Origin of the sequence: Campylobacter sp. 1569 (assembly GCF_024723675.1) — a bacterium.
Taxonomy (GTDB): domain Bacteria; phylum Campylobacterota; class Campylobacteria; order Campylobacterales; family Campylobacteraceae; genus Campylobacter_D; species Campylobacter_D jejuni_C.
Genome location: NZ_JANQDB010000011.1, coordinates 38958 through 51068, shown reverse-complemented (window position 1 = coordinate 51068; position 12111 = coordinate 38958). Strand labels below are relative to the sequence as shown.

At 29.8% G+C, this 12111-nt stretch carries 9 protein-coding genes; 1 reads left to right on the top strand and 8 read right to left on the bottom strand.

Translation table 11 applies throughout. The features are described from left to right. Window positions 1–84 precede the first annotated feature (84 nt). The 6 genes from CAMP5060_RS06290 to CAMP5060_RS06265 form a co-directional block, all read right to left on the bottom strand. Complete coding sequence (locus tag CAMP5060_RS06290; protein ID WP_214100440.1) at window positions 85–2193, bottom strand: polyribonucleotide nucleotidyltransferase; 2109 nt, start codon at window positions 2191–2193, stop codon at window positions 85–87. 133 nt (window positions 2194–2326) lie between these two features. Beyond that, a complete protein-coding gene (locus tag CAMP5060_RS06285) occupies window positions 2327–2983 on the bottom strand; it encodes a phosphoribosyltransferase (RefSeq protein WP_214100441.1) in 657 nt (218 codons plus the stop codon). Continuing rightward, window positions 2983–5019 (bottom strand): LPS-assembly protein LptD, encoded by a 2037-nt coding sequence (locus tag CAMP5060_RS06280; RefSeq protein WP_337218090.1) that lies wholly within the window; start codon window positions 5017–5019, stop codon window positions 2983–2985. The genes CAMP5060_RS06285 and CAMP5060_RS06280 overlap by 1 nt, the downstream gene beginning before the upstream one ends. Beyond that, on the bottom strand, window positions 5009–5467 hold the full coding sequence (locus CAMP5060_RS06275) for an RDD family protein (protein ID WP_214100443.1): 459 nt from the start codon (window positions 5465–5467) through the stop codon (window positions 5009–5011). Before CAMP5060_RS06275 ends, CAMP5060_RS06280 begins: the two co-directional genes overlap by 11 nt. Continuing rightward, window positions 5464–6714: a phosphoribosylamine--glycine ligase gene (gene purD / locus CAMP5060_RS06270; protein WP_337218089.1), complete on the bottom strand. Its 1251-nt coding sequence runs from the start codon at window positions 6712–6714 to the stop codon at window positions 5464–5466. Before purD ends, CAMP5060_RS06275 begins: the two co-directional genes overlap by 4 nt. A gap of 262 nt (window positions 6715–6976) precedes the next feature. Further along, window positions 6977–8416, bottom strand: coding sequence for a hypothetical protein (locus CAMP5060_RS06265; RefSeq protein ID WP_214100445.1), 1440 nt, complete (start codon window positions 8414–8416; stop codon window positions 6977–6979). Between the two features lie 112 nt (window positions 8417–8528). Between CAMP5060_RS06265 and CAMP5060_RS06260 the strand changes: the two genes are divergently transcribed. Next, entirely contained in the window at window positions 8529–9080 is a 552-nt protein-coding gene (locus tag CAMP5060_RS06260; protein ID WP_087700070.1) for a class I SAM-dependent methyltransferase, read from the top strand. Here CAMP5060_RS06260 and guaA read toward each other — a convergent pair whose 3' ends face one another. Then, window positions 9081–10616 carry a glutamine-hydrolyzing GMP synthase gene (gene guaA / locus CAMP5060_RS06255; protein ID WP_039628132.1) on the bottom strand — a complete coding sequence of 512 codons (1536 nt, stop codon included), beginning with the start codon at window positions 10614–10616 and terminating at the stop codon, window positions 9081–9083. A gap of 9 nt (window positions 10617–10625) precedes the next feature. Next, a complete protein-coding gene (gene nhaD, locus CAMP5060_RS06250) occupies window positions 10626–11984 on the bottom strand; it encodes a sodium:proton antiporter NhaD (RefSeq protein WP_087700072.1) in 1359 nt (452 codons plus the stop codon). Window positions 11985–12111: the final 127 nt, after the last annotated feature.

The following is a 12111-nucleotide window of genomic DNA, read 5'->3' as shown; positions in this document are numbered from 1 at the left end:
CAAAAAATGAAATTATGCCAAAAGAATATTCTTTTGTCAAGATATAATACAAAATTTTGAGCATATTTTTAATATGCTCAAAATTTAGGCTAAATCTAAAGAGACTTTTCCGTTTTTAATTTCCGCAACCTTAACTTTAATTTCATTACCTACTTCTAACTTTTCTTTAATCTTAGAATTATGCAATAAACCATCCACGCCATCTTTAAGTTCTACAAAAACTCCAAATTCTACAACTTTTTGAACTTTTCCTATAAATTCTTCTCCGATATCAAATTTAGGCATTTCTTTTCTATCGCGTTTTTTATTAGAGCCTTTGGAATGGAGCAAATTTAATATATATTCTTTGCTTTGAGAAATCAAATCATGATTAACTCCTGCTATTTTAACTTCACCTTTATCTCTATCTAAGTCAATATTAACTTCAAATTTTTCGATGATTTCTTTTATAGTTTTACCACCTTGACCTATGATATCAGGGATTTTGTTCGGATCTACATTAAAGATCTCAATCTTTGGCAAAATAGCTTCATTAACAATGATGTTTCTATCAGCTTCTTCCATTAGTTTTAAAATATGTTCTCTAGCTTCTTTTGCTTGATATAAAGCTTCTTTTAAAACCTGTTGCTCTATACCACCAAGTTTTATATCCATCTGCAAAGCGGTGATTCCTTCATAACTTCCTGCCACTTTAAAATCCATATCTCCATCGTGATCCTCAAGCCCCATAATATCTGTTAAAATAGCATATTTTTCATCTTCAAAAACAAGCCCCATCGCCACACCTGCTACTAGTTTTTCACTTTTTATTCCTGCAGCTCTTAAAGCCAAAGCACCACCACAAACAGTAGCCATAGAACTAGAACCATTGCTTTCTAAAATTTCAGATACCAAACGAATGGTATGAGCATAATCTATATCTACGCTAGGATGTAAAGCTCGTTTTGCTAAATTTCCATGCCCTAGTTCTCTTCTACCAGGAGCTTTTATAGGGCTAGCTTCACCTACAGAAAAACCTGGAAAATTATAATTAACCATAAATTTTTCACAAATTGGATTTTTTTCTGTTAGCAAATCTGACATTTGAGCATCATTATCATTTCCTAAAGTTGCAACAACTAAAGCTTGGGTTTGTCCTCTAGTAAAAAGACAAGATCCATGAGCGTTTGGTAAAATATTTGTTTCTATGTCTATTTTCCTAACATCTTTCAAACCTCTACCATCTGCTCTTTTATTTTCATTAATAATTTGATTTCTAATAAGTTCTCTTTTACATACATGCAAAGCTTTTTCAATATCTTCAAATTTCCATTCATTTTCGATGGCTATTGCTTCGCTTTCAATTTCTTTTGCAATTTGCAAAATTTCACTCGCTCTTTCACTTTTTGCCATTTGATTAATAGCAATTTTAAGTTTTGTTATATAAGTATTTTTTATATAATCAATAATTTGAGCATTATCTAGCTCTATTTTAAACTCAAGTTTGGAATTTTTTCTATAAGCAGCAAATGTTTTTTCATATTCATTGGAGCCACGTAAAATTGCATTACCTGCAAAATCTAAAGCTTTTAAAGTATCATCTTCACTTAACTCATTCATACAATGTTTATTGTTTTGATTATTTGCCAAAGCTCTCATTTCTATCATTAAAAGCTCATCTTTCACACCTGCTACATAAAGATCTAGGGTGCTATTTTTTAGCTCACTGTTGCTTGGATTTAAAACAAATTCATTATTTATACGGCCTATTCTTACACCACAAACTGGCGCTTTAATAGGAATATCACTTAAATATAAAGCAACACTTGCAGCATTTAAGCTCATTACTTGTAAATCTACCTCAGGATCAGCAGAAAGAACCATAACTACAATTTGGGTTGGATAAGCATAGCCTTTTGGAAAAAGAGGTCTTAAGCTTCTATCTATAATCCTTGCACTTAAAGTTTCATTATCACCTGGTTTAGTTTCTCTTTTTACATAGCCACCTGGAATTTTACCTGCTGCATAAGCTTTTTCTATATATTGCACCGTAAGAGGTAAAAAATCCTCTTCTACCATTTTTTCTTCTCTTGCTACAGTTGCTAAAACTACTGCATTTTTTTCTTGCATTAAAACTGCACCTGCGGCTTGTTTTGCTACCTTATCGGTATCAAATATTTCAATATGATTATTGATATTTATTTCATGTCGCATGATTTTTCCTTTAAATTTTTATCATAGACAAAACCAAATAAGCTTTTTAAATTTTAAAAATTAAAACTTAAAAAGCCTGTTTTTATTTTGCCTATAAATTTATATCTAAACAACAAATTGTTTAGATATAAATTTACTTTTTTAAAGGAAGATAATATTTACTTTCTTCTAAAATATCTAAAATTTCATGGGCTTGCAAAATCGTTTTATTTTTAAAATAGAACTCAATATTCACAAAATGATCAATTTTTTGCGCGCAATAAACCTCATCTACAAAAACACTAATATAATCATACACATCGCTTGGCATTAAAGCAGTGGCATAAATAATGCTATTTACTTCTTCTTTTAGCAAACTTTTAATACATGAAGAAGCAGTAATCCCACTTTCACAGCCCTCATGCAGCATTAAAATATTTTTTCCTTTTAAACCTTTTAAAAGATTTCCTTTTCTATAACGATATACATTTTTTAAAATTTTTTCTTCATAAGTCCTGTTTGCCTCACCATAAATATAATCTAAGCTTATATCAAAAGCTTTAACTAAAGCCTTATTGTAAACAAGCTCTTTTGTCTCGCTAATCATAGCTATTTGACACTCATCATTATTAGGAGCTTTAATTTGCTCTGTGAATAAAAAATCATATGGAATTTCTAATTTTTGTGCCAGCGCATCAACAAAAACTATAGATTTTAAAGAAGGTGTAATGATAATATAATCTTTTAGTTTATTCAACGGCAATATATCATATAATCTCTCAAGTGCATCTTTTTCATCTTCAAAAAACATTATATAGACCTTTCATTCTCTTCCAAAGAAAAATCATAAGAAACTCCGCCCAATGGATAAAAATTAAACATAAAATATACACCGCTTTGATCTTTGGCGCTAATCCCTCCGCTAGTAAGCTTAGGTGAAATATCTTTACGATACATCAAAGAATAATTCCAACATTTTCTTTGATAAGTATAACCCACCTCCCATTTATCAGGATTTTTATCTAAATCAAACCATAATCCACCAAAAATTTGATAATTAGTGTTTATATCATATTGGGCTTTAGTTCCCAAAAAGTTATATTTTTCCTTTTCATAAATTCTATAAGCATGATTTAGGCTAAATTTCCATTTATCATAATCAAATAATACTTCACTAAAAACTTTATCAAAACGACTATCTACTCCTGAATATTCTGCTTCATTTCTAAAGCTTATATAATCATTGTAAAAATATTCTACAATATTATCAAAACCACCAAAACTACCTTCTTTGGTAAAATATTTTAATTTTAAACTATGGTATAATTTTTTTTTGCCTAAAGTATTATAAAAATACTGAAACATTGAAAAATTAAATTGTTCAGGATTGTTATCAATATTTATAAAATCTTCTGTTATTTCTCCAGACTTGGCTCCAGGTAGAAAATAATTAACTCCTAAATACAAAGTATGATAAAAATTTTCATATGGCTTAGAAAGATCTGTATATAAAGAAAAATTATGAGAATTTTGAAATAAGTGCTCTTGGTTTTTAATATCTGTATTGGAATAATCCACAAAATTAGCATAAACCCTTTCGGTAAAGGTAAAATTTAAAAAATCATCCATAAAACTTGTATGATAAATTAATGGTAAATCAAAATCTAAAGTTTTAGCATAAATACCAGTATGTCTATAATATCTATGAAAAGAAGCATCTAGACTATACTGTATATAATTATCAAAAAAACCATTTAGATATCTATGATATTGAAAAGATGGATATTCTTGCAAAGTATCTTTATTGCTAATTTTAGAAGTATCTATATAATACTTTGCATAAGCACCGTAATAATTATCATCATCTGATAAAAAATAATTTATTTTAGAAGTGACCAAAGAAGCTTCTGTTTTTGCGCTAGAACTCAAATTCATATAATCAACATCATTTAAATAAGTAGCATCAACCCATAAACCTTCTTGAAATTCATCACTCAAAAGACTTTTAAACAGAGCTTCACTTGAATATTTAATTTCTAAACCATAGTGTTCTTTGTTTTTTAAATTTTCTTCTCTTTTATAGCTTGATTTTTCTCCAAAAATACCACCACTAATTTCGCCTTGAGAATAAGGACTATCGATAAATCTTAAAGTTGAATATAGTCCATAACCTCTTTTTGTTCTAATTTGAGGTTCAAATTGTATATCTGCATTATCATCAATAACATAATAGATTGGTTGATTATAATATAATCCCTCGCTTTGTTTTAAAACTACCTGAGGAATTAACAAACCACTTTTTCTTTTGGTATCCACACTAAAACCAAAATACGGCAAATACATCACAGGAGTATTTTTAACATATAATCTTGCATTATAAAGATGCAAAAAATTAGTTTCTTTGTTTAGTTTTCCTTCATCAAAACGAATCTCCCAATCAGGATTTTCAACATTACAACTAGACACAACAGACTTTTTACTTATTATAAATTTATCATCAATTTTAGCTTGATGGCACTGCAACCAAACTTCCAAATCATTATTTGAAAAAAATAAATTTTTAAAAGCTGTTGTATTATCTTTGAGATTAATTTTAGTATAAGTAGAATTAGTTCTTTCTTTCTGTCCTCTTAAGATATTTATATCACCAAATAATTCTAAATCTTTAGTTGTTTCATTAAATTTAGCCTCGCTTGCAGTTATTAAATACAAATCAGAAACTACAACTACATTATTTTTTGCTTCTATAATATCATTTTTTTTTACAACATCTAAAGCATAAATATCTACTTTAGAAGCATATAAACTTCCTATGCAAGCCAAAGAAAGTAATATTTTACGCAAGATCTATCACCACTGTTTTTGCTGCATAATCATGCCAAGTTTTTAAAACAATGTTACTCAAAGCCCAAGCAAAACCTAAACCATATAACATATCACTAACTTGTCTTATACCTGCCCTTAAGGCACTTTGGGTAAAATTTGGCTTATCTAGTAATTCTTGATCAATCACCATAATTTTCAAAAGTATTTTTCCTAAAGTTGCACCATATAAATAAGTAAACAAGCTATGATACACAAACTGCAAAATCAAAATTCCACTAGCAAAACGCATTAAAAGATTATGAATTTCATCATAAGTTTGCATAGAGTCAATCTTATCAAATAAAATAATACTCACAATAGCTAAAATCACAAAACTATCAACAATATAAGCTAAAAATCTTTTTTTAAAACTTGCTAATTTTAGCTCTTCTTTTTCTAATTTATCAAATAATTCTTGATTTGCACTCATTTAAGAACCTGAAAAGCAATATCTTTTCTATATTGTTTTCCTTTAAAATGGACATTTTCACAAAGTAAATAAGCATTTTTTTGAGCTTCTTCAATGCTTTTTCCAGTTCCCACACAAACCAATACGCGACCACCACTAGCATATAATTTATCATCTTCCAAACTTACACCAGCATAAGAAATATGAGAATTTTGCGGGATATTGTCTATCTCAATCAAGGCTTTTGGTGAGTCCTTGTAAGGATAATTTTTACTTGCGCAAACTACGCCCACAGCAAATTCGTTTTTAATTTTTATATGAGCATTGGCAAGATTTTTATTCACACATGCTAAAAATAAATCCAAAGGATTTTCTATCAAAGGCATCAAAACTTCACACTCGGGATCGCCAAATCGCACATTATATTCCAAAACATAAGGTTTATTATTTACAACCATCAAACCTATAAATAACACACCGACAAATTCAGCACCTTCTTCTTTCATGCCTTTAAGAGTCGGTGTTATTATATCTTTTTTTACTTGCTCTAATAAGATTTCACTTGCTAAAGCACTTGGAGCATAAGCCCCCATACCACCTGTATTAGGTCCTTTATCGTTATCTAATAATCTTTTATGGTCTTGCGCAACAGGTAATAATACAAAATCATTTCCATCACAAACCGCAAATACACTTAATTCAAAACCATCGAGATATTCTTCAATTACAACAATTTTTCCAGCTTCGCCAAAACTTTCACCACTAAGCATATTTTTAGTAACTTCCAAAGCTTCTTCGTGACTTTGCGCTATAATTACTCCTTTACCTGCACACAAACCATCTGCTTTCACAACAATAGGAGGTGTTAAACTCATAATAAATTTCTTAGCTTTTTCATAATCTGTTGTATTTAAAAATTTAGCTGTTTTAATTTTATATTTTTTTAAAAAACTCTTCATATAAGATTTTGAAGCTTCAAGCATAGCAGCAGCTTTAGTAGGACCAAAAATAGCAATATTATTTTCTTTAAAAAGATCTACTATACCTTCTGCTAAAAAATTTTCACTCCCAACTATACAAAGATCAATCTCAGATGCCTTTGCATAAGCTGTAATCACCTTAGGATCTTTCATATTAAGATTAGTCCCTATTTTAGCAGTAGCACCATTTCCTGGAGCAAAATAAAATTCTAAATTATCATTTGTTTTTTGAAGAGCCAAAGCGATGGAATACTCTCTTGCACCGCTTCCTAATATTAAAATTTTCATTATTTTCCTTAAAAGTGTTGCAAAAACCCAAATGGCCGGAGTATAAGTGTCTGACCCTCAAAAAGTCAAAGTATACCATTAGGTGATTTTTAAAGGCTGCAGCTTCTCGCTTTTTTCAAAACTCAAACGAAGTCACAGAACACAGTAAATCACACATCACAGCTTATAATTAATGTGTTGGATCCTCTTTAATACCATATCGAACCATTTAGGCAATATAATTATAACTAATAAAACTTAAAAATAGGGCTTAAAAGGATTTTTATAAAATTTTAAATTTAGTTTTAGAATCTTTTTTTAAGAAATATTTCCCTTCTAAAATAACGTCAGCAACAGGTGCCCATATAGTCTTCTCATCTACATAAACTATATCAAATTCAGTATTTTTCATCAAACCTTGGTAATTTACTTTTTTAGGTGCATGTTTAACTACATAATAAGGATTCATTGCAAAAATTTGAATCTTCATGCTAACATATAAATCAGGATTAGAAGTAACTACTAAAAAACTCTTTTCGCATTCCTTTCTTACTTTTTTAACATAAGAAAATAAAAGCTGATCATTTGGGTTTAGTGCATGTTTGTTTAATCTATTTAAGTAAAGTTCAGCAAAAGAAAGAGTACAAAAAGAAATTTCACTTGCTGTTTTAAAATAAGAATTTTTTATACTTGTCGATTTTAAAGATTTTTTCCAAATTTCTATATCTAGTTTTGTAGCACAAATATTCAAGCCTTGCTTAATTTTTTCAAAAAGTTTTTCTCTTGCCATATTAAAACTATTACTAAAAATAGTAAGATTTTTTTCATAAAAAGACTTTTTCATCGCCTCTAATTTTTCTACACTTTTTGTAAAATAATCCGCTTCATTTTTAATTTCTATTAATTTTTGTTTTTTACTTTGTATTAACTCTTCAAATTCTTGGCGTTTTTTACCATTTTCAGATTCCAATCTTGCTTGTTTTGATTTTATATCTGTAATTAAAGTACTCATTTGACGATCAAGTGCTAATTTCCTATTTTTCCTATTATCAATTGAAGCCAAAAGAGCTTGATAATGACATTGATGAGATAAAAATACCTCATCATACAAACGTTCCATATTAATATGTTTTTGCTTATCTTTCATATCTTTATATGCCATTTCAAGGTGTACTATGATATTTTTCATTGCAGAAAAATCAGCTTGATTGATGGTATTATCTGAGAACAACAAAGTATCTAAAGCCTTATATAAGAAACGTTTCATAGCAAAAAAATCTATAATATATGGCACTTCATCTGTATTAATATCTTTTACTGCATTAATTGACAAGGTTTCATTATAAAAATACCTTTGAATAGCTTGTGGAATGGTTAAATTTAATGTGATTTTATCAAGATTATCATAATCAGTTTCTCTATAAAGTTCTTGAACATAAGCATCACGTCTTGTTAATCTTAAATCTTCTAATTCATCATCACTATCTGTTTTCCAAAAATCTCTTTCTTTAATAAAATCATTATCTGTAAATTCTTGGAATTTAGAAGGTCTTAAATCAGTAATATGCTTTCCATCGGATCTAAATTCAACAAACATACCAACCGTTGGCATACTTCTTTTATCATGCCATGCATGTTTATTAAATTCAAAAAATGTTTTTGCTAGATTAATTACTGTTCCTCTCCCAGTAGCATCCACGTAAACCATTATTTTTCCGTGCATATCCAAATCCTTGATCTAAAGAAAAATTAAATTCTTATTTTAACTTTGTTTTTATAAATTTACAATAATATTTTAGAATTTCTTCAAAACAAATATTTTAGGTATTTTATTTATGTTTTTATATCAATATTTTAAAAACCCAAAACAAACAGGAGCGTTTTGTGCAAGCTCTAAAAAATTAAGCAAACTCATAACTTCCCATGTTAAACATGCAAAAAATATCGTTGAAATAGGACCTGGCACAGGAAGTTTTACAAAATATATTCTCAAGCAAAAAAATCATAATGCAAGTTTTTTTGCCGTTGAAATCAACCCTCACATGGCAAAAAAATTAAAGCAAAATATAAAAAATATAGATATAGAAATCAGCTCAGCAGAATTCTTGCCTAATATGCTAGAAAAAAGAGCGATCAACAGCGTTGATTTGATCATCTCAGGAATTCCTTGGGCTTTATTAAATTCCAAAGAGCAAGATTTATTATTAAAATCTATCCATGATGCTTTAGAGGAAAACGGTTGTTTTGCAACATTTGCTTATATACTCCCAACACCAAAAGGAAGGGCTTTTAAGAAAAAACTTTTTGCTACTTTTAGCAAGGTAGAAATTTCACCTATCATTTGGCAAAATCTTCCCCCTGCTTTTGTATATTTTTGTACTAAATAATCATTCCCATTCAATCGTTGCTGGCGGCTTACTAGAAATATCATACACCACGCGATTGATTCCTTCTACTTCATTAATAATACGGCGCGAAATATTTTCTAATAATTCATAAGGCAAATGAGAAAAAGTCGCAGTCATACCATCACTTGCATTAACAACACGCACACAAACTGCGTTATCATAAGTCCTATTATCTCCCATTACACCAACACTTTGTACGTTTAAAAGCACACAAAAAGCTTGCCATGTCTTATCATACCAACCACTACTTTTTAATTCTTCAATCAAAATAACATCTGCTTTTCTTAAAAGCTCCAAACTAGGCTCATTTACCTCACCCATTATACGTATAGCAAGACCTGGCCCTGGGAAAGGGTGACGATAAACCACATCTTTACTTAAGCCAAGCTCCATTCCCAAAGCTCTTACCTCATCTTTAAAAATTTCCTTTAAAGGCTCGATGAGTTTTAAATTCATCTTTTCAGGTAAACCACCCACATTGTGATGAGATTTTATAGTTTTACTAGCTCCTACGACCGAACTTTCAATAATATCAGTATATAAAGTCCCTTGCGCTAGATATTTTACATCTTTATGTTTTTTAGCTTCTTCTTCAAAAACTTCTATAAAAGTATTTCCTATGATTTTTCTTTTTTGCTCAGGATCTCTCACCCCTGCCAAACGACTTAAGAAAATTTCTCTAGCATCAATACTAATTAGATCAATACCCAAAGTATGTCTAAACATATACTCAACTTGTTCTTTTTCACCGCTTCTTAAAAGACCATTATCAACAAAAACAACCACTACTTGATCTTTAATTGCACTTGCTAACAATGCAGCCACTACGCTACTATCCACTCCACCACTTACTGCACAAAGTACTTTATCATTTCCTACTTCTTCTTTGATTTTTTGTGCTTGAGTTTTTGCAAAAGATCCCATATTCCATACACTATCACAATTACATGCATACTTAGCAAAATTTTTCAAGATGCTTTTTCCAAATTCACTGTGTTGCACTTCAGGATGAAATTGTAAAGCAAAAAATTTACGCTTCTCATCTCCAAACACACAAAATGGACTATTTTCACTAGTTGCTAAAACCTCAAAACCTTGTGGTAAATTTTCAACCTTATCAGAATGGCTCATCCACACTGTTTGCTTTTTAGGTAAGTTTTTAAACAAATCACTATCATTTTGAATATCTATAGTTGCTTTACCATATTCTTTATGACCTGCTGGAGCGACATTTGCTCCAAAATGATGTGCCATAAGTTGCATACCATAGCATATCCCTAAAATAGGTATATTTAAATCAAAGACACCCTTATCACAAAAATAAGCATCATTTGCATATACACTAGCTGGTCCACCACTTAAAATAATACCCTTAGGCTCTTTAGCCTTAATCTCATCTAAACTCACATTAAAAGGTAAAATTTCTGCATACACACCCTGCTCTCTTAATCTTCTAGCAATGAGTTGTGTGTATTGTGAACCAAAATCCAAAACTAAAATATCTGCTTTTTTCATCTAACTCCTTTATAAATTTAACAATTGAAATTGTACATACCAAACTATAATAGATATTATATAACCAACCAAAATCGTCCATGCATATTTTAAATGAGCATTAAAAGTATAAATTCCTTTCATTTTACCCATTACTCCTACTCCGGCAGCCGAACCAAAACTTATTAATGATCCCCCTATTCCTGCTGTAAGAGTTACTAAAAGCCATTGAGTATCATCCATGCTTGGATTTGCTTTTAATACCGCACTCATAACCGGAACATTATCTACAATAGCAGATAAAAATCCTACGCCTATATTAATACTAGTAGCTCCAAATTTTGCATAAAGATCAGAAGCGTAAGCAAGCCAACCAACAAAATGCAAGGCGCCAACTGCAGATAAAATACCAAAGAAAAACAATAAAGTATCCATCTCTATACGCGTCATATAATGAAAAATATTTAAGTCTTTCTTTTTTTGCTTTCTATTAAAAAAATATACATATAAGCTAAGCAAAGAAAGGCCAAATATCATACCCCACATCGCAGGTAAATCGCAAATACTATGAATAAATACTGCTAAAGCAATAGTTAAAAAACCAAGTACAATAAAAACTTTACCACCTGGTTTAATCTCAATTTTTTCTAGATTATTTTTGTGAAAATTTGGCTCAATATTAGGCACATAACGCGATAATAAATAAGCAGTAAGCAACCAACCAATAAAAGAAGCAGGAAAAAGAGCAAAAAATTCAAAAAATGTAGCTTTTTTTGCCGTCCAAACCATTAAAGTAGTAATATCACCAAAAGGCGACCAAGCTCCACCTGCATTAGCCGCCACTACAATATTTATAGCACCCGGGATTAAAAATTCTTTGTTATGCTTATCTATGGTTAAAAGCACGGTAGATAAAATCAAAGCAGTTGTAAGATTGTCTGCAATTGGGGAGATAAAAAAAGCTAAAATTCCTGTTAGCCAAAATAACTTTCTATAAGTATAACCCTTGCTCACAAGTTTGTATTTTAAAGTTTCAAAAACTGATCTTTCTATCAAAGCCTCTATAAAAGTCATAGCAGCTATTAAGAAAAAGACAATTTGTGCAATTTCTAAAATAAGGTGGTTAACACTTTCTTCAAGTATCTGCGTATCTAAATCATTCATTACCATATATATACCTATGATAACAAAAGACAAAGTTCCTATAAATAAAGCGGGTTTGGTTTTATTAATATGATATTTTTCTTCTGCTGCAATAAAATAATAGCCTAATATAAAAATTATTAAAACGCCTATACCCAAAGTACTAAAAGCTAAATTTAACTCATGTGTTTGACTAGCTAATAAAAAACTAACGCCAAAACAGAGTAAAAAAAGTATTTTACTCATATTTCACTCTCCAAAGATTGGAATTTTTTAATCTCTTTTACACTACCATTATTATCTTTTATTTCATAAAACGGAGCAGCTTTATAGCCACACGCACTTAACAATATTAATAAAAAAAATGTTACAA

Bases quoted from the DNA above. Each gene is read 5' to 3' on its own strand.
- CAMP5060_RS06290 (WP_214100440.1), bottom strand. From the start codon at position 2,193: ATGCGACATGAAATAAATATCAATAATCATATTGAAATATTTGATACC.
- CAMP5060_RS06285 (WP_214100441.1), bottom strand. From the start codon at position 2,983: ATGTTTTTTGAAGATGAAAAAGATGCACTTGAGAGATTATATGATATA.
- CAMP5060_RS06275 (WP_214100443.1), bottom strand. From the start codon at position 5,467: ATGAGTGCAAATCAAGAATTATTTGATAAATTAGAAAAAGAAGAGCTA.
- purD (WP_337218089.1), bottom strand. From the start codon at position 6,714: ATGAAAATTTTAATATTAGGAAGCGGTGCAAGAGAGTATTCCATCGCT.
- CAMP5060_RS06265 (WP_214100445.1), bottom strand. From the start codon at position 8,416: ATGCACGGAAAAATAATGGTTTACGTGGATGCTACTGGGAGAGGAACA.
- CAMP5060_RS06260 (WP_087700070.1), top strand. From the start codon at position 8,529: ATGTTTTTATATCAATATTTTAAAAACCCAAAACAAACAGGAGCGTTT.
- guaA (WP_039628132.1), bottom strand. From the start codon at position 10,616: ATGAAAAAAGCAGATATTTTAGTTTTGGATTTTGGTTCACAATACACA.
- nhaD (WP_087700072.1), bottom strand. From the start codon at position 11,984: ATGAGTAAAATACTTTTTTTACTCTGTTTTGGCGTTAGTTTTTTATTA.